Here is a 17713-nt window from a genome sequence, read left to right as displayed (position 1 = left end):
CGGCCGGGCCCGGGGGGGGGGCCCCCGCCCCGCCCGCCCCCCCCCCCCCGCCGGCGCCCCCCCCCCCCCCCCCCCCCCCCCCCCCCCCCGGGGGCGCCCCCCCCCCCCCCCCCGCGGGGGGGGCCCCCCCCCCCCCGCCCCCCCCCCCCCGGGCCCGGCCCCGCACCGGACGGCCCAACCAGTGGCGTCCCGGCGGGGTTTCGTAGTCTGACGGGCATGATCGATTCACATGCTCATGTCCGCGTCGCCCGGCCCTCCCTCGACCTGGCGGCCGCCGAGCGGTTCTACGTCGACGGGCTCGGGCTGGAAGTGCAGTGGCGGAGCTCCGAGAGCGTGGCCGGGGAACACGACCTGCTGATGGTCGGCCCGGCCGGGGGCGGCTGGCACTTCGAGCTCACCCGGGACGCCTCGAACCCGCTCCTGCCCACGCCCACCGTCGACGACCTGTTCGTCGTCTATCTCGGCGAGGTCCCCGACGAGGCCCTCGTCCAGCGTCTGGTCGAGCACGGCGGAACCCGCGTCGCCTCCCACAACCCGTACTGGGACGAGTGGGGGGTCACCATCGCCGACCCCGACGGCTACCGGCTCGTGCTCTGCTCCCGCACCTGGGGGCAGGCCGCCGTGTCCTAGGCTGACCTGCGGATACGTCGCGCCACCCGGCGCGGACGACGCGGGTGACGCGACAAGGGGTGGAACATGCACGGGCTGGACGCGATGGCGGCACTTGCCGAGCTGATACCGGTGACTCGCGGGGTCGACGAGCGGGTCGACTGGGACGAGGTCGAGGCCGCCTGGGGGACCCGGTTCCCCTCCGACTACGTCCGCTTCATGGAGGTGTACGGGTCGGGGGCGATCAGCGACAGCATCAGTGTCCTGCTGCCGGCACCGCGGGCCGAGGGATGGCCGTACCGGGACGGCCCGGGGCTGCGGGACGAGACGGAGAACGCCCGCGAGACCTGGGAGATGTGCCGCGACGGCGCCGACTTCGACCTCGACCCCGAGTCCATCGTGGCCTGGGCCGTGACGTCGGGAGCGGACATCTACTGCTGGGTGACGACGGACTCCGACCCGGATCGCTGGCCGGTGCTGGTCTGCGGACGGCACACCCACCCCGAGATGCAGCTGCACCCGCTCGGCATGGCGGCCTTCCTGAAGGAGCTCCTGAGCGACGCGGCGTTCCGGGAGGACACGATCAGCGTGGTACTGCCGGACGAGGTGACCTTCGTCCACTGGCGCGACGAGTAGTCCGTGTCACGTGAGGGCCGGGTAGTCCGTGTAGCCCTCCGCACCCTGTACGTACATCAGGAACTCCGGCCGGATCTCGTTGAGCGGCGCGTCGGTGCGCAGGCGCTCCACGAAGTCGGGGTTGGCGAGGAAGCCCCGGCCCAGCGCCACGAAGTCGGCGCCTTCGGACAGCAGGCGTTCGGCCCGCCGCTTGCCGCCGTCGGCCGCGACCTCCTCGCGGGAGAGCGCCGGGTTTGCGATCAGGGTGCCGGGCCAGTCGCGGCGGATCTGTGCGTAGGCGGGCCGGTCGGGGTCGGCGTGGACCTGGTGCAGGTAGGCCGGTGCCAGGTCGGCCAGGGCCTTGACCAGGGCCGGGTAGATCTCCTCGGTGTCGCGTTCCTCGATCCCGTTGACGTCGATCCCGGGCGAGACGCGTACGCCGACCCGCTCGGGGCCGATGGCCTCGGTGACGGCCCGGACCACCTCGACGGTGAAGCGGATGCGGTTCTCGACGGAGCCGCCCCACTCGTCGGTACGGCGGTTGGTGTCGGCGGCGAGGAACTGGTGCAACAGGTGGCCGTTGGCGGAGTGCACCTCCACCCCGGCGAAGCCCGCCTCGACGGCGTTCCGGGCCGCGCTCGCGAAGTCGGCCACCGTGGCCCGGATGTCCTCGGCCGTCATGGCGCGCGGTACGACTCCGTCCCGCAGGCCGCCGGGGGTGTGCAGTTGCTCGGGGAACGGCACCGCGGAGGGGGCGAGCGGTACGTACCCGCTGGTCTCGGGGTGGCTGACCCGGCCGCCGTGCTGGAGCTGGAGGAACATCTGTCCGCCGCCGGCTGCCCGTACGGCCTCGGTCACCCGGCGCCATCCGGCGATCTGCTCCGGGGTGTGGATGCCGGGGATGTGCGGGTAGGTCTGCCCGGCGGCGTTCGGGGTGCTGGCCTCGGCGATGATCAGGCCGGCCGAGGCGCGCTGGGCGTAGTACGTGGCCATGAGTTCGCCGGGAACCCCGTCGGCCCCGGCGCGGTTGCGGGTGAGCGGGGCCATCACCAGGCGGTTGGGCAGTTCCAGGCCCCCGAGGCGGGCGGATGCGAAGAGGCGGGAAGCGGCGGGACCGTGCTGTGTCTGCGTCATGCCGGTACCGTAAAAGCTGACACTGATGTCAGGTTCAAGGGCTGGGGCGGCCAGGGGTGGCCGGTGGCACGGGTGGACGGGGTGGCACATGCGGATCGGTGAACTGGCGGCGCGCACCGGGGTCGGTGAGCGTTCGCTGCGCTACTACGAGCAGCAGGGCCTGCTCGTGTCGGACCGGACGCCCGGCGGTCACCGGGACTTCTCCGAACGGGCGGTCGACCGGGTCATCCGGATCCAGGAGTTGTACGCGGCCGGCCTGCACAGCGCGAAGATCGCGCAGATCCTGCCCTGCATGCGGGACGAGGACGGCGGCCCGTCGGTGCGCGCCACGCCGGCGCTGGTGGCCGAACTGGCCACGGAGCGGGAGCGGATCGACCGGATGATCGGCGATCTGATCCGCTCCCGCGAGGTGCTGGACGAGGTGATCGAGGCGGCTTCGGGCCGCACGACCGTCGCTTAGGGCGTGTCGCCCGGGGGTGTTTCCGGCTTCGCGTGGAGGACCGCGCGCGCCTGTTCCGCGGCGCGGGTGATGCCCTCGGAGACGAAGTCCATGAAGCGGGCGATGTTCTCCAGGCGGTGGGCGGCCGGGGTGTCAGGGCCGAGGATGCTGACACCCTGACGTGCGGTTTCTATGATCTGGGCGTTGGAGCGGGCACTGGCGATGGTGGCCTGGTACCAGACGTCGTCGTCGACGAAGTAGCGCTCGCGGCGGCGTTCGTCGCGTTCCCTGCGGACGAGGCCCTGGCCCTCCAGGAACGTGATCGCCTTGGAGATGGACGCCGGGCTGACCCCGAGGCGCTGGACGAGTTCGGACGCGGTGAGGCTGCCCGTGTCCGTGATGTAGAGGCAGGACATCACCCGGGCCATCATCTTGGGCGTGCCCGCCTGGATGAGGACGTCGGTGAACACGTCCTCGAACTCGCGCACCGCTTCGGGGTCGCGTCCGTGGGCCTGCGGGGGCGCCTCCGGGCCCCGCGGTGCGGCCTGGGCGCGCCGGTGGGCGCGGCGTTCGGTGGCGCGGTGGGCCAGGTCGGCCCGGTAGGCGTTGGGTCCGCCGTTGCGCATCACCTCGCGCGAGATCGTCGAGGTGGGGCGGTCGAGGCGCCGGGCGATCTCGGCGTAGGCGAGGCCGTCGGCCAATCCCAGCGCGATCTGCTGGCGTTCCTGCTGATTGAGCCTGCCTCCCGGCATCGCGGTCTCCTTCGTGGTCCGTGGTGCCGCCACTATAGCGTTCACTTCCAGTTCATTGCAACGGACCGGCGCGTCGTCGTTGCGTTATCTTCGAAATCATTGCAATGAAATCTCGCCTCTGACCTGCAATATCAACGATTTAGCGCAACGAGTATGTTGCCAGTTCTTCGAATGCAACGTAGCTTTTCGTTCATCAGAAACCGCGGGGCGCACGGAGCGCAGCCGCTGACGAAGGAGAAGGAACCATGCAGAAGTTCGCCACCACCGCCCCGATCGCCGCCGTCCTCGACGTCCCCGCCGGCCTCATCCGGTTCATCGCCGCCGACCGGGCCGACACCACCGTCGAGATCCTCCCGGCCGACGCCTCCAAGGGCCGCGACGTGAAGGCCGCCGAGCAGACGACCGCCGAGTTCAAGGACGGTGTGCTGCGGATCGCGGCCGCACCCGCGAAGAACCGGCTCCTGGGCAACAACCCGGGCTACGTCGAGATCACCGTCCAGCTGCCCGCCGGCTCCCAGGTCGAGGCGAAGACCGCCGACGCCGAGTTCCGCGGCGTCGGACGCCTCGGCGACGTCACCTTCGAGAGCGCCCGGGCCACCGTCAAGCTCGACGAGACCGCGAGCGCCCACCTCACCCTCATGGCCGGCGACGTCACCGTCGGCCGCCTCGGCGGTCCCGCGCGGATCACCACCCAGAAGGGCGACCTCCGGATCGCCGAAGCCCACCGCGGGGCCGTCGAACTGACCACGCAGGCGGGCGACATCACCGTCGGCGCCGCCCGCGGCGTCTCCGCCACCCTCGACGCCGGCACCGCCTACGGCCGCGTCCACAACGCCCTCACCAACACCGACGGCGCCGCCGCCGGCCTGAACATCCGCGCCACCACCTCCTACGGCGACATCACCGCCCGCAGCATCTGACCCGCAGTCATCGCTTCCGAAGGGGCACTTCTCATGACCGACCTGGCCATCGCGGCGAACGGGCTGCGAAAGTCCTACGGCGACAAGCTCGTTCTCGACGGGATCGACCTGGCGGTCCCCGCCGGCACGGTCTTCTCCCTCCTCGGCCCGAACGGCGCCGGCAAGACCACCGCCGTCAAGATCCTCTCCACCCTCCTCGGCGCCGACCCCGGCACCGGATCCATCCACGTCAACGGCCACGACCTGGCCGCCGACCCGCAGGCCGTGCGCGCCTCGATCGGTGTCACCGGCCAGTTCTCCGCCGTCGACGGCCTGATCACCGGCGAGGAGAACATGCTCCTGATGGCCGACCTGCACCACCTCTCCCGCCGCGAGGGGCGGCGGGTCGCCGGCGAGCTGCTGGAACGCTTCGACCTGGTCGAGGCCGCGAAGAAGCCAGCCGCGAGCTACTCCGGCGGCATGAAGCGCCGCCTCGACATCGCGATGACGCTGGTCGGCGACCCGCGGGTCATCTTCCTCGACGAGCCCACGACCGGCCTCGACCCGCGCAGCCGCCACAACATGTGGCAGATCATCCGCGAACTCGTCACGGGCGGCGTCACCGTCTTCCTCACCACCCAGTACCTGGAGGAGGCCGACCAGCTCGCCGACCGCATCGCCGTGCTCAACGACGGCAGGATCGCCGCCCAGGGAACCGCCGACGAACTGAAGCGGCTGATCCCCGGCGGACACGTCCGGCTCCGTTTCACCGACCCGGCCGCCTACCGGTCCGCGGCCCTCGCCCTGCCCGAGGTAACCCGGGACGACGAGGCACTGGCCGTGCAGATCCCCAGCGACGGCAGTCAGCGCGAACTGCGCTCGGTCCTGGACCGGTTGGAGGCCGCCGGCATCGAGGCCGACGAACTGACCGTGCACACCCCGGACCTCGACGACGTGTTCTTCGCCCTCACCGGCCCGTCCACCGGCCCGTCCACCGCCACCGACCAGCCCAAGGAGAACGTCCGATGAGCTCCCTCTCCCTCGCCGCGCGCGACTGCTCCACGATGCTGCGCCGCAACCTCCTGCACGTCCGGCGCTACCCGTCGCTGACCCTGAACCTGCTGCTCACCCCGGTCATGCTGCTGCTGCTCTTCGTCTACATCTTCGGCGACGTGATGAGTGCCGGTATGGGCGGCGCCGCCGACCGCTCCGAGTACATCGCGTACGTCGTCCCGGGCGTCCTGCTGATGACCATCGGCAGCACCGTCATCGGGGCCGCGGTGTCCGTCTCCACCGACATGTCCGAGGGCATCATCGCCCGCTTCCGCACCATGGCCATCCACCGCGGCTCCGTGCTCGTCGGGCACGTCGTCGGCAGCGTCCTGCAGTCACTCGCCAGCGTGGTCCTCGTCGGCGCCGTCGCCGTCGCCATCGGCTTCCGCTCCACGGACGCCACCGCCCTGGAATGGCTGGCCGCGTTCGGGCTGATCGCGCTCTTCGCCCTGGCGCTCACCTGGATCGCGGTCGGGATGGGCACGGCCAGCCCGAACGCCGAGGCCGCCAGCAACAGCGCGACCCCGCTGATCCTGCTGCCGCTCATCTCCAGCGCGTTCACCCCGGTCGAGGCCATGCCGGGCTGGTTCCAGCCGATCGCCCAGTACCAGCCGTTCACGCCGGCCATCGAGACCCTGCGCGGCCTGCTGCTCGGTACCGAGATCGGCTACAACGGATGGCTCGCGGTCGCCTGGTCCATCGGTCTGGCGGTGCTCGGCTACCGCTGGTCGGCCGCCTCGTTCAACCGCGACCCGAAGTAAGCGGTATGAGCGCGCGGGCCTCCTCCCGCAGAACCGTCCCGCCCCTGGGCGGCGTACACCGACACGACGGTCGGCGTACGCCGCCCGTCGGCGTTCCGGGCCGCCGCGCGGACGTCCGGTGGCGGGTCCGAACGACCCGTGTGCGGGGCTTCCTCGGCCATGCCGACGCTCGTCCAGAGATGCTTGAACACCGACCACAGGCGGCGGCCGGAGCCGCCGTCGTCGTGGGACGCCGGGGTGGTGGAGGAGTGCGGGGCGCGCGGCGTCGCGGGGGCGGCGAGGGCCCCGTGGACCACGGAGGCACCCACCGCGACCAGGACGGCCAGGGCCGTCACGACGACGAGCAGGACGAGACGGCGGCTGTGGGCGCGGGCATGGGCGTGCGTACGGGTCCGGGTCCGGGTGCTGGTGACGGCCATGGGAACGCTCCTCGGGAGGCGGAGGCGGGCGGGGGTGGGTGGTGAGCCCGTGCCTCCAGTCAGCCCGAGGGAGCCGATCGCGTCATGTCGCTGGAGTTCGGGGCTTGACAGCCCGCGGCCCGCTCAGCCGGCGGCCCAGAACCGTGCCAGAGCCGCCTCCTTGTACGGCGTCGGACTCACGCTGAGGTCCCCCGCGAAGGGGCGGTCGAGCGCCACCACCAGCAGCAGGCTGAAGCCGATCAGCCCGGCCACCGCCGATACGAAGAGCAGCTGCATCTTCAGGCTGCGCAGCCCGAACAGGAAGGTCAGCGGGACGATCACGAACGCACCCCCGTACACCAGGACCTGGAGCAGCACCGGCAGCGAGGTCTCTGCCATGGTGACGCGGGCCCGGCGCTGGGTGTTGACGTCGTTCAGGCGGGTGACCGCTTCGGCGTAGAAGGTCTCGGCGCGGGGGCCCTGCGGCTCGTACGCCATGAGGGCCTGGTAGAGGGCGTGGGTCTGCGCGCCGGTCGCCTCGAAGCTCGGCCGGCCCTCGCGCATCAGGGGCCACTGCACCTCGACGACGGCGTGGGTGTACGAGCCCACCGCTTGGTGCACGCGCGCGCGGTCGGCCGCGGGGAAGGCATCGGCACTGCGCACGACCGCGGCGAGTCCGCCGGCCTCGGTGGCGACGATGTTCTCGGTGTTCTCCCGTTGCGTCCACAGGGTGACGACGACGAAGGCGAGGATGATGCCGTAGATCGCGCCGAACATGCCGAGCGCGACCCCGACCATCTCGTTGTGCTCGCCCCGGGCCAGGTGCGGGAACCGGCGGCGGGCGGCCAGGCTCCCGGCCACGGCGAGGCCGGTGAGGCCGCCGACGACGAGGACGGCGATGACGAAGGTGCTGAGGTGGTTGAGCAGCCAGAGGATCATGCCCTGCCCAACGAGCGCGGCCGCCCGAGAACCCGGTTTCCGCCACGGCTCCTGCGGCGTGGGAGCCGTGGCGGTGGACGTGCCGGCGGCTCGGGTCACTCGACCTTCGGGGTGTCCGGGAGCCCGGCCAGGGCCGCGCCGGTGCCCCGGAGCGAGGAGTCGGTGGCCTGGGTGGCGGACCCGGCGGCCTGGGCGGTCACGCCCACCGCGGTCTTGGTGTCCTGCACGGCCTGGGTCGGGTGGTCGACGATGTCGACGACGCGGCCGACGACCGGGGGCGCCTGCCCGGCGGGCTCGTCGGCGTGCGCGGCGACGGGGAGCAGTGCGAGGGCGGCGCCACCGGAGACGACCAGGGCGGAGAGGGTGCGCTTCATGGCGTTCATGCCCGATCCAACGACCCCGCCACACCCCGGGTCACCGCCCGACGCCCCGCGAAGTGCGCCCGAAACGCCCGCGGCCCCGGATCGGGGGAATCGATCCGGGGCCGTGGGCGTGACTCAGCGGGGCGCGGGGCGCGCCGGGGCGGTCAGTCCTCGACCACCAGGGACGGGGTGGACTTCGTCAGGACCTCGCCGCGGAAGAAGGCCGGGCTGCGGCGCTCGGTGACGAACATGATCACCAGGCCGAGGGCCAGCAGGCCGACGCCGATGACGAAGACGTTGCCGACGTCGAGGCCGGGGAGCGTGGAGCCGGAGCCGTAGGACGGGTCCCACGCGTCGTAGAGGGTCTTGAAGAAGACCGCGGCCAGCAACACGCCGCCCAGGATCGGGAAGACGCCCTTGAAGAACAGGTCGCGGGCGGAGCGGCGCAGCTCGCCGCGGAAGTACCAGACGCAGGCGAAGGCCGTCAGCGAGTAGTAGAAGCAGATCATCAGGCCGAGCGCGAAGATCGTGTCGGTGAGGACGTTCTCGCTGACCAGGGTCATCACCGTGTAGAAGGCGCCGGTCGCGACGCCCGCCATGACGGTGGCGCGGCCCGGGGTCTTGAAGCGCGGGTGGACCTTGGCGTACGAGGCCGGCAGGGCCTCGTACGTGGACATGGCCAGGACCGTGCGGGCCACCGGGATGAAGGTGGTCTGCAGGGAGGCCGCGGCGGAGGCCAGGACGGCCACGAAGAGCAGGATGCCGAGGACCGGGCCCATGACGGGGCCGGCGAGCGCGGCGAAGACGTTGCCCGAGGTCTCCTCGTTGGCGAGGCCGAGGCCCTCGCCGCCGGAGCCGACGGCCATCTGGGCGGCGACGCCGGTGGCCAGGTACGAGCCGACCAGGACGACCATCGCGATGAGCGAGGCTCGGCCGGGGGTCTTCGTCGAGCCGGTGGTCTCCTCGTTGGTGGCCAGGCACGCGTCCCAGCCCCAGTACATGAAGATCGAGAGCGAGAGTCCGGCGGTGAAGGCCGCCATGGACTCGACCGCGAAGGGGTTCATCCAGGACCAGGAGAAGTCCAGGCCGGTGTCGAAGGTGCCGGCGGAGGCCTTCTGGAAGGCCATGGCGATGAAGATCGCGAGCACGACGAGCTGGAGGCCGACCAGGGCGTACTGGACGCCCTTGGTGGCGGTCATGCCGCGGTAGCTGATGGCGGTCGCGACGGCGATCAGCGTGAGGCAGGTGGCGATGTGGACGAGCTTGTTGTCGTCCAGGGCGGCGATCGACGCGTTGTTCGTGATCTCGCCGGCCAGCAGCCAGAAGTACGAGGTGGCGACGCCCGCGAGGTTGGAGAGCACGATGATCGTGGCGATCACCAGGCCCCAGCCGCACATCCAGCCGATCCGCGGGCCGAAGGCCTTCACGGTCCAGGTGAACGAGGTGCCGCAGTCCGGCATGGCCTTGTTGAGCTCGCGGTAGGCGAAGGCGACCAGGAGCATCGGGAGGAAACCGGCGAGGAAGATCGCGGGCATCTGCATGCCGACCTCACCGGCGGTGGAGCCGAGGGTCGAGGTCAGGCAGTAGACGGGGGCGACGGTGGAGATGCCGATGACGGCGCTTCCGACCAGTCCGACGGACCCCTTGCCGAGGCCCTTGCCGCGAACGTCGCCGTCGACGACGCCGCTTACCGTGTCTCCGGCCCGAGGCCGAACGTCCAGCTGAGTCATGGGTCAGGACGTTAGATGCTGCGTTTTCCACATATGGACGATCGGAGTCCGAAACCCGGAGCCCCGGAACGCCTTCGAATCCAGATATCAGAACCGTTCATGAGCACTTAATGCAAGGTTCACATTGCCGCGAGCCCGCGCTTCGGAAGGATCGACCAAGACTCTTTCGGTATGCGGAAACCGCAGCCATGTCCGTTTTGCGCGTTTTCAAAGTTTCCGTCGTGACTTTGAGGTGACCAGCGGTAACCGCGATGCGGACGGCAGGCCGGCGGGAGCGTGACGCCCCGGTGCCGCCAACGGACCGTGGTGTCGGTGCCGTCCGCGAGACTGGCCCCATGCCCACGGCCGATGAGCTCCTCAGCGCGGAAACCGTCACCACCCTGGCCCGACTGCTCGCCCGTGCGGGTGGCCGCAGGTCCTCCCCGGCCCTGCGCGCCCGCGCCGACGCCCTCGACGGGCTGACCTTCAGCGGCCGCGTCACCGCCGTCCGCGACGCCGTGCTCGACGACCTCCCCGACACGTGGCCCGCCTTCGAGGCCGTCGTCCGCACCGCCCTCGCCGGGCCCGGCTTCGACGGGTGGATGACCTTCCCCGTCAACGAGGCCGTCGCCGTCCGCGGGCTGGAGGCCTTCGAGCCCGGGCTGGACCTGCTGCACGACCTCACCTCCCGGCTCACCGCCGAATCCGCCGTCCGGCCCTTCCTGCGCGCCGACCCGGACCGCGCCCTGGCCGTCGTACAGAAGTGGACGGACGACCCGGACCCGCACGTACGCCGCCTCGCCAGTGAGGGCACCCGGCCCCGGCTGCCGTGGGCCCCGCAGCTGCCCGCCTTCATCGCCGACCCGCGCCCCGCCCTGCCCGTGCTGGGCGCCCTCTACCGCGACGGGTCCGAGTACGTCCGCCGCTCCGTCTCCAACCACCTCAACGACATCAGCCGCGACCACCCCGCCCTCGCGGTCGAGACCGCGGCCCGCTGGCTGGCCGAGCCCGAGGCCACGACCGACCGCGTCGTCCGCCACGGACTGCGCACCCTGATCAAGGCCGGCCGGCCCGAGGCACTGACCCTGCTCGGTCATGCCCCGGACGTACCGGTCACCGTGCACGGGCCGGTGGTGACCACCGCGCGCGTCGCCGTCGGGGAGTACCTGGTCTTCGACTGGGCCGTCACCAACACCGGCGAACTCCCGGCCGAGCTGGTGATCGACTACGTCGTGCACCACATCAAGGCGAACGGCACCCGCACCCCGAAGGTCTTCAAGCTCGTCACCCGCCCACTGGCCCCCGGCGAAACCCTCGGCGGCACCAAGCGGCACTCCTTCAAGCCGATCACCACCCGCCGCTACCACTCGGGCGAGCACCTGGTGCAGCTCCAGGTCAACGGCCGGGTCGGCGGCGAGGCCGTTTTCTCGCTGGACGCCGGATGATCACTCCTGGCACCCTCGTCGCATGACCTACGGAATCGAGTCCTACCCCGCCCGATGAGCGTCCGCGACGAGCGCGAGCCGCTCGACCCCCGGACGCCGTCCCTGTACGACTACGCCCTCTTCCGGCACGGCATCGAGCCGGACGGCAGGGTCCCCCGCAAGGGCTTCCCGCTGCCCGACGGGTGGTCGGAGCCCCGCCGCGAGGACCTGACCTGGCGACAGGGGCAGGCCGAAGTCACCGACGCCCTCACGCCCCTGCTCCGCGACCCCGACCCGGTACGGGCCGCCGGGGCCGTCCACCGGCGGGTCGCCGAGCTGGCGATGACCGGCCGCTCCCTGCGCGCACACACCGCACGGCTCACCCTCACCGACGAGGACACCGCCCGGTGGACCGCCCGGCAACTGACCCGCACCGGTACCGACGCCGCGGCCGTCGGCGTCGGCATGGCCCTGCTGATCCGCCTCGGCGAAGCCGAGGACGTGCCCTACCTCAAGGCCCTCGGCATGCTGCGCGGCCTGGCGGACACCGCGAGCGCCGCCCTCGACCCGCTCGACCGGCAGGCGGCCGCCCTGCTGGTCATCCGCAGCCGCGACCGGTCCGGGGAGCTGACCTCGCTGACCGACGCGATCGCCACCGGCGACACGGAGGCCGTCCGCTCCGCGCTGCTGTCCCTGCCGGACGAGGACCGGGCCCTGTGGCTCAGCCGGCGCACCGCCGAGGCCGCCGACCTGCACGGGCTGCTCCGGGCCCGGCCGCAGGACGGCGATCTGCTCGCGCTGACCGGCCGGCTGCTGCACCGCATGGCCGACCAGCAGGACAGCCGCCCCGAGATCCTCGACTACGGTCCCGCTCGGGCCGTGTACGAGGCCCTGGTCAGGCACGCCGACCGGCTGCCCCCGACCCAGGAGCACCGGTCGCTGCTGCTGTCGATCGCCCTCGACCTGCACAGCGGCGCCCCCGTCCTGCTGAACTGGCGGCCCGGACGACGCCGGGCCCTGCTCGACGCCCTGGACCGGCTGCTGCCCGGGGCAGCTCCGGACCCCGTACCCGAGCCCCTGGCCGAGCCCGTAGCCGCGCCCGTACGCGGCGATCGGCGGGCGGAATGGTTCCGGCGCACCCGGCACCTCCCCTTCGACCGCGCCGAGGACGGCGACCGCCCGCGGTGGGAGGTGGTCGTCGTCCACAGGTCCGCGGACTCCTCCGCCGTCGAGACCCGGATCCTGGCCGACGGGATCCCGCTGTGCCCCGCGCTCTTCGGCAAGGGGTGCGGCAACCCGCCCGAGTACCTGATCGACAGCGGCCGGCTGCGCGCCGGACCCCAGCCGCATGAGGTGCAACTCGTCGAGGCGTACTGCAGCGAGGGCTGTTGCGGGGCGCTGTACGTGACGATCCGCCGGGAGGGCGGGGAGGTGGTGTGGGACGGCTGGCGCGGAGCGGTCGGCCCGACGCCGCCCCCGTACCGCTTCGACGCGGCCGCCTACGACGCCGAACTCGCCCGCGCCGAACGGGACCACTCCTGGTGCTGGCCGGCCCGCAGCACCGCCCGCCTCATCGGGGCGGGCCTGCGCGACCGGCCCGAGCTGACGGCCCGGTGGGAGCTCGCGCCGCACTGGATCGGCACCGACTGGCGGGACCCGGACACCGCGGTCGTCCACCTCCGGTACGAACCGTCCGCACCGCCACCCGGCACCGGCGGGTCGCTCTACTTCACCTGGCAGCTGCCCGGCGGCGACGGGCCGCCCCCAGACCGCGCGGCCGCCGCCCTGCAACGGCTGGAGACGGACGACCCGAAGGCCTTCGCCACCTTCGGCGGCGGCAACGGCGAACTGGCCGAGGCCCTCGGCTACCGCACGCCCCCGCGCGCCGCGGGAGCATGACACGGGCCCGGCCGGGGCCACCGCCCCTGCCGGGCCCGCCCCACGGCCTAGCCCGTCCAGACGATCGACTGCACCTCGCTGTAGGCGTGCAGCGCGTACGAGCCCACGTCCCGGCCCACCCCGCTGCGCTTGAAGCCGCCGAACGGGGCCTCCATGTTGCGGCCGATGGTGTTCACCCCGACCCCGCCCGAGCGCAGCCGCCGCGCCACGCGGAACGCGCGTGCCGAGTCCCCCGACCACACGTAGCTCAGCAGCCCGAAGTCGCTGTCGTTGGCCAGGGCGACGGCCTCGTCCTCGTCCCCGTCGAAGGGGACCACCACGACCACCGGGCCGAAGATCTCCTCACGGACCACCCGCATGTCGTTCGTACAGTCGACCAGCAGGGTCGGAGCCACGTAGAAGCCGCGGCCGTCGCCGACCACCGGGCGCTCGCCGCCGTACGCGATCCGCGCGCCCTCCTTCTTCCCCAGCTCGACGTACGACTCGACCCGGTCGCGGTGCGCCGCCGAGATCACCGGGCCGACGACCGTGCCGGGCGCCGCCGGATCGCCCACCTTCATGAAGGCCAGATAGCCGGTCAGCTTCTCGATCAGCCGGTCGTGGACCGACCGGTGGACGATCACCCGGGTCGGGGCGGTGCAGATCTGCCCGGAGTAGAAGGAGAAGGTCGTCCCGATCCCCATCACCGCCGCGTCCAGGTCGGCGTCCTCGAAGACGATCGCCGCGCCCTTGCCGCCGAGTTCCATCAGCTGGCGTTTCATCGTGCGGCCGCAGACCTCCGCGATGCGCTGCCCGACGGTCGTGGAGCCGGTGAAGGACACCATGTCCACGTACGGCGAGTCGACGGCGGCCTCGCCGACCTCCACCGACTGCCCGCCCACGACGTTCACCACGCCCGCCGGTACCCCGGCCTCGTGCAGGGCGTCCGCCATCCGGAACACCGACAGCGGGTCCTGCGGCGCCGGCTTGACCACCACCGTGTTGCCCATGGCCAGGGCCGGGGCCACCTTGCCCGCCGGGTTGGCCCACGGGTTGTTGTAGGAGGTGATGCAGGTGACCACGCCGACCGGTTGGCGCACCTCCAGGGCGCCCAGGATGCTCGCCCGCCCCATCGGTCCGGCGTCGGTGACCTGCGGGGGCAGGCCCTTCTCGACCGGTTCGAGGGCCCCCTTCGCGTACCGCCGGAAGCGGGCGACGCCGACCCCGACCTGCATGCCGCGCGCGATGCCGGTCGGGGCGCCCGTCTCCCGCCGGGCCAGCACCGCCCACGGCTCGTACTCGCGCTGCATGATGTCCGCGGCCCGGTCGAGGATCGCCGCGCGGGCCTCGGGCGTCGTACGGGACCAGCTCTCGAAGGCCTCGGCGGCGGCGCGGGTCGCCTCCTCGACCTGGGCGCGCGAGGCCTCGGGGGCGAGCCCGACCACCGATTCGTCCGCCGGGTCGATCACCTCGTAGTGGCCGCCCGCGGGCTCCACCCACTCGCCGCCGATGTAGAGCGGCTGCTGCGCGTCGGTCATCGGGTGCTCACCGTCCTCGTGTCCCGGCCCGACCGGAGCACGATGCCCGGCACGGCGCCCGTCACCTCGTCGTCGCGGATGGTCTCCACGCCGTTGACCCGGACCGAGACGATGCCGATGGCCCGCGCGTCCAGCCGCGGGCTGTCCCCGGGCAGGTCGTGGACCAGGGTCGCGGGGCCGGCCTCGATCCGCTCCGGGTCGAAGAGGACCAGGTCGGCGTGGAAGCCCTCGGCGAGCCGGCCGCGCTCGCGCAGTCCGAACAGCCGGGCCGGGTCGTCGGTGAGCATCTGTACGGCCTGCTCCAGCGGAACGAGCTTGCGGCCGCGCAGGCAGTCCCCGAGGAACCGGGTCGTGTACGGGGCTCCGCACATCCGGTCCAGGTGCGCGCCGGCGTCGGAGCCACCGAGCATGACGTCCTCGTGCTGCCAGGTCTCGGCGCGCAGCGCCCAGCTCGCCGGGTCGTTGTCGGTGGGCATCGGCCAGAGCACCGTGCGCAGGTCGTCGTTGGCGCAGATCTCCACCAGGCAGTGGAAGGGGTCCTGGCCGCGCTCGGCGGCGATGTCGTTCACGACCCGGCCGGAGAGGCCTTCGTTCTCCTCGCTGTACGTGTCGCCTATGACGTACCGGCCGAAGTGGGCGAGGCGCCGGAAGACGCCGGCCTCCTTGCTGTCGGCGCGGCGCAGCATCTCGGCGCGTACGTCGGCGTCGCGGAGCTTCGCGATCCGCTCGGGGACGGGCAGGCCGAGGATCTCGCCCCAGCCGGGGATGAGGTTGAGCGCGCAGAAGGTCCCGAGCGACATGTTCATGGGGGTGAGGATCGGCATGGTCAGTGCGACGATCCGGCCGCCGGCCTTGCGGGCGCGCTCGCTGGGGATCAGCTGGCGCGGGACCCGTTCGGGGACGGAGGCGTCGATGGTGAGGACGTTCCAGTTGAGGGGCCGCCCGGCGGCGGCGCTCATCTCGACGAAGAGGTCGATCTCGTCGTCCGAGAACTGGTCGAGGCAGCCGGCGACGATCGCCTCCAGCTGGGTGCCCTCGTGTTCGGCGACCGCCTTCGAGAGGGCGAGCAGCTCGTCGGGGCGGGCGTGGCGGGAGGCCACGGGGGCGCCGGAGCCGTCGGAGTGGGTGGAGGACTGGGTGGTGGACAGTCCCCAGGCGCCGGCGTTCATGGCGTCGTGGAAGAGGTCGAGCATGGCCTGGAGCTGTTCGGGGGTGGGCCGGCCGCCGACGGCGTCCTCGCCCATCACGTGCCGGCGCAGGGCGCAGTGGCCGACCATGAACCCGGCGTTGACGGCGATCCGGCCCTCCAGGGCGTCGAGGTACTCGCCGAAGGTGGACCAGGTCCAGTCGACGCCTTCCTCAAGGGCCTTGAGGGCCATGCCCTCGACCTTGCTCATCATGCGGCGGGTGTAGTCGGCGTCCTCGGGGCGGGCGGGGTTGAGCGGGGCCAGGGTGAAGCCGCAGTTGCCGCCGGCGACGGTGGTGACGCCGTGGTTCATGGAGGGCGTGGCGTAGGGGTCCCAGAAGAGCTGGGCGTCGTAGTGCGTGTGCGGGTCGATGAAGCCGGGGGTGAGGACCAGCCCGGTGGCGTCCTCGGTGGTGCGGGCCGCTTCGGTGACGGTGCCGGGGTCGGCGATGACGGCGATGCGGCCGTCGCGAATGCCGAGGTCCGCGACGCGGGCGGGGGCGCCGGTGCCGTCCACGACGGTCGCGCCCTTGATCAGGTGGTCGAGCATGACGTCCCTTCTGCCGGTGTTCGCGTTGAGCGCCGTGCGCTGGGGCTCCGCCCCAGGCCGCGCGCCTCGAGCGTCGGCGAGGCTGCGGAATCCAGCCCCGCCGGCGTTCGAGGCGCGCGGGTAGGGGGCGGAGCCCCCGCATGCCCCGGCCGGAGACCGCCGGGGCGACCGCTGCCTCGGCATGGCCCCCGGCCGGGGCCGGTGCGGGACGGCGGTCCGGGAAGACGCCGTCCCCGTTCGGTGCCGGCAGGCCGGGGCAGGTGGGGCTCCGCCCCACACCCCGCGCCTCGAACGCCGGCGGGGCTGAAAGTCAGACGGCCTGGCGGAAGCGCGTCGTGCGGTGGATCGGGTCCGTGTCGATGTGCGGGATGACGTGTTCGCCGATCAGCTTGATCGTCGTCATCGTGTCCTCGGGCGAGACGCCGGTCGGCAGGCCGAAGGACAGCTGGTCGGCGCCGGCCTGCTCCCAGCGCTTGCACTGGGCCCGGACCTCCGACGGGTCGCCGCAGATCAGGAGTTCCTCGGCGATCAGGAGCTCGATGATCTCGGCGTTGTACTCCGGCAGGGTCTCGGGCCACTGCGGGATCGCCTCGGGCCGCGGGAAGGTGTCGTGGTAGCGGAAGACCAGCGACTGGAAGCGGTTCATGTTCGCGTTGACGGCGATCTCGACGGCCTTGTCGTGGGTCTCGGCGCAGATCGCGGTCGAGGTGACCATGACGTTGTCGTTGACGAAGGCGCCGATGGCCTTCGCCTCCCGGATGGCCGTCTTGTACTGGTCGAGGACCCACTCCATGTCGGAGACCTTCTGCACGCTGAAGCCCAGCACGCCGAGGCCCTTCTTCGCCGCCATCGCGTACGAGGACGGGGAGCCGGCGGCGTACCACATGGCCGGGTGAGCCTTGCCGTACGGCTTGGGGAAGACCTTCCGCGGCGGGAGCCACCAGTGCTTGCCCTGGAACCCCTCGTACTCCTCCTGGAGGAACATCTTGGGGAATTCCGCGATGGTCTCCTCCCAGATCTCCTTGGTGCCGTTCATGTCCTCGATGCCCGGCAGGAAGCCGAGGATCTCGTGGCTGCCGGCGCCGCGGCCGGTGCCGAACTCGAAGCGGCCCCGGGAGAGGTGGTCGAGCATGGCGACCTTCTCGGCCACCTTGACCGGGTGGTTCACCGGGGCGAGCGGGTTGAAGATGCCGGATCCGAGGTGGATGCGCTCGGTGGCGTGGGCGAGGTACCCGAGGAACACCTCGTTCGCCGACAGGTGCGAGTACTCCTCCAGGAAGTGGTGCTCGGAGGCCCAGGCGTACTTGAAGCCGGACTTGTCCGCCTGTATGACGTACTCGGTCTCCTCGATCAGCGCCTTGTGCTCTGCCTCGGGGTCGACCTTGGACCGCGCCTCAGGCACGTATCCCTGCACAAAGAGCCCGAATTCCAAGGGGGTTCACCGTCCTTTGGTTTCTGACGTTCCGT

Annotated in this window: 17 protein-coding genes; 8 read left to right on the top strand and 9 right to left on the bottom strand. The window is 72.0% G+C overall.

Annotated elements, in window-relative coordinates:
- Positions 1–216 precede the first annotated feature (216 nt).
- Positions 217–630, top strand: a complete 414-nt coding sequence (locus tag ACGFYY_RS35985; protein WP_393716033.1) for a VOC family protein — start codon at positions 217–219, stop codon at positions 628–630.
- Positions 631–696: 66 nt separating this feature from the next.
- Positions 697–1245, top strand: a complete 549-nt coding sequence (locus ACGFYY_RS35980; RefSeq protein WP_393716031.1) for an SMI1/KNR4 family protein — start codon at positions 697–699, stop codon at positions 1243–1245.
- 6 nt (positions 1246–1251) lie between these two features.
- On the opposite strand, the gene ACGFYY_RS35975 is transcribed toward ACGFYY_RS35980, so the two are convergent.
- A complete protein-coding gene (locus ACGFYY_RS35975; protein ID WP_393716029.1) occupies positions 1252–2358 on the bottom strand; it encodes an alkene reductase in 1107 nt (368 codons plus the stop codon).
- Between the two features lie 88 nt (positions 2359–2446).
- Between ACGFYY_RS35975 and ACGFYY_RS35970 the strand changes: the two genes are divergently transcribed.
- Positions 2447–2818: a MerR family transcriptional regulator gene (locus ACGFYY_RS35970; RefSeq protein ID WP_365277276.1), complete on the top strand. Its 372-nt coding sequence runs from the start codon at positions 2447–2449 to the stop codon at positions 2816–2818.
- On the opposite strand, the gene ACGFYY_RS35965 is transcribed toward ACGFYY_RS35970, so the two are convergent.
- Positions 2815–3549, bottom strand: a complete 735-nt coding sequence (locus tag ACGFYY_RS35965; RefSeq protein ID WP_393716027.1) for a helix-turn-helix domain-containing protein — start codon at positions 3547–3549, stop codon at positions 2815–2817. The genes ACGFYY_RS35970 and ACGFYY_RS35965 overlap by 4 nt on opposite strands.
- 245 nt (positions 3550–3794) lie before the next feature.
- Here ACGFYY_RS35965 and ACGFYY_RS35960 point away from each other — a divergent pair, with 245 nt between their 5' ends.
- From ACGFYY_RS35960 to ACGFYY_RS35950, 3 genes are read left to right on the top strand one after another with little or no spacing between them, the layout of a single operon-like run.
- The gene (locus ACGFYY_RS35960; RefSeq protein ID WP_365277270.1) at positions 3795–4469 is read left to right on the top strand and encodes a DUF4097 family beta strand repeat-containing protein; all 675 of its coding nucleotides are present in this window, start codon (positions 3795–3797) and stop codon (positions 4467–4469) included.
- A 33-nt stretch (positions 4470–4502) separates the two neighbouring features.
- Entirely contained in the window at positions 4503–5477 is a 975-nt protein-coding gene (locus ACGFYY_RS35955) for an ATP-binding cassette domain-containing protein (RefSeq protein ID WP_393716024.1), read from the top strand.
- A complete protein-coding gene (locus tag ACGFYY_RS35950) occupies positions 5474–6262 on the top strand; it encodes an ABC transporter permease (protein ID WP_393716022.1) in 789 nt (262 codons plus the stop codon). The genes ACGFYY_RS35955 and ACGFYY_RS35950 overlap by 4 nt, the downstream gene beginning before the upstream one ends.
- Here ACGFYY_RS35950 and ACGFYY_RS35945 read toward each other — a convergent pair.
- The 4 genes from ACGFYY_RS35945 to ACGFYY_RS35930 all read right to left on the bottom strand — a co-directional run bounded on the left by ACGFYY_RS35945 (position 6220) and on the right by ACGFYY_RS35930 (position 9691).
- Positions 6220–6681 carry a hypothetical protein gene (locus tag ACGFYY_RS35945; protein ID WP_393716020.1) on the bottom strand — a complete coding sequence of 154 codons (462 nt, stop codon included), beginning with the start codon at positions 6679–6681 and terminating at the stop codon, positions 6220–6222. The two genes, ACGFYY_RS35950 and ACGFYY_RS35945, sit on opposite strands and share 43 nt — an antisense overlap.
- A 123-nt stretch (positions 6682–6804) precedes the next feature.
- The gene (locus ACGFYY_RS35940; RefSeq protein ID WP_393716018.1) at positions 6805–7599 is read right to left on the bottom strand and encodes a hypothetical protein; all 795 of its coding nucleotides are present in this window, start codon (positions 7597–7599) and stop codon (positions 6805–6807) included.
- 95 nt (positions 7600–7694) lie between these two features.
- On the bottom strand, positions 7695–7982 hold the full coding sequence (locus ACGFYY_RS35935) for a hypothetical protein (RefSeq protein WP_393716016.1): 288 nt from the start codon (positions 7980–7982) through the stop codon (positions 7695–7697).
- Positions 7983–8125: 143 nt separating this feature from the next.
- The gene (locus ACGFYY_RS35930; RefSeq protein WP_393716014.1) at positions 8126–9691 is read right to left on the bottom strand and encodes an APC family permease; all 1566 of its coding nucleotides are present in this window, start codon (positions 9689–9691) and stop codon (positions 8126–8128) included.
- A gap of 335 nt (positions 9692–10026) precedes the next feature.
- Here ACGFYY_RS35930 and ACGFYY_RS35925 point away from each other — a divergent pair, with 335 nt between their 5' ends.
- Entirely contained in the window at positions 10027–11115 is a 1089-nt protein-coding gene (locus ACGFYY_RS35925) for a DNA alkylation repair protein (RefSeq protein WP_393716012.1), read from the top strand.
- 54 nt (positions 11116–11169) lie between these two features.
- Positions 11170–12993: a hypothetical protein gene (locus ACGFYY_RS35920; protein ID WP_393716010.1), complete on the top strand. Its 1824-nt coding sequence runs from the start codon at positions 11170–11172 to the stop codon at positions 12991–12993.
- A 47-nt stretch (positions 12994–13040) separates the two neighbouring features.
- On the opposite strand, the gene ACGFYY_RS35915 is transcribed toward ACGFYY_RS35920, so the two are convergent.
- From ACGFYY_RS35915 to ACGFYY_RS35905, 3 genes are all read right to left on the bottom strand, one after another.
- Positions 13041–14510: an aldehyde dehydrogenase family protein gene (locus tag ACGFYY_RS35915; RefSeq protein WP_393716008.1), complete on the bottom strand. Its 1470-nt coding sequence runs from the start codon at positions 14508–14510 to the stop codon at positions 13041–13043.
- Positions 14507–16246 (bottom strand): amidohydrolase family protein, encoded by a 1740-nt coding sequence (locus ACGFYY_RS35910; RefSeq protein ID WP_393716006.1) that lies wholly within the window; start codon positions 16244–16246, stop codon positions 14507–14509. Before ACGFYY_RS35910 ends, ACGFYY_RS35915 begins: the two co-directional genes overlap by 4 nt.
- A gap of 310 nt (positions 16247–16556) precedes the next feature.
- Positions 16557–17678 (bottom strand): LLM class flavin-dependent oxidoreductase, encoded by a 1122-nt coding sequence (locus ACGFYY_RS35905; RefSeq protein WP_393716004.1) that lies wholly within the window; start codon positions 17676–17678, stop codon positions 16557–16559.
- Between the last annotated feature and the right edge of the window lie 35 nt (positions 17679–17713).

It is taken from the genome of Streptomyces sp. NPDC048331, assembly GCF_043201215.1.
In the GTDB taxonomy this organism is placed as follows: Bacteria; Actinomycetota; Actinomycetes; order Streptomycetales; family Streptomycetaceae; genus Streptomyces.
Note: the sequence above shows the minus strand (reverse complement) of the source record. Positions and strands in the feature narration are given on the sequence as shown.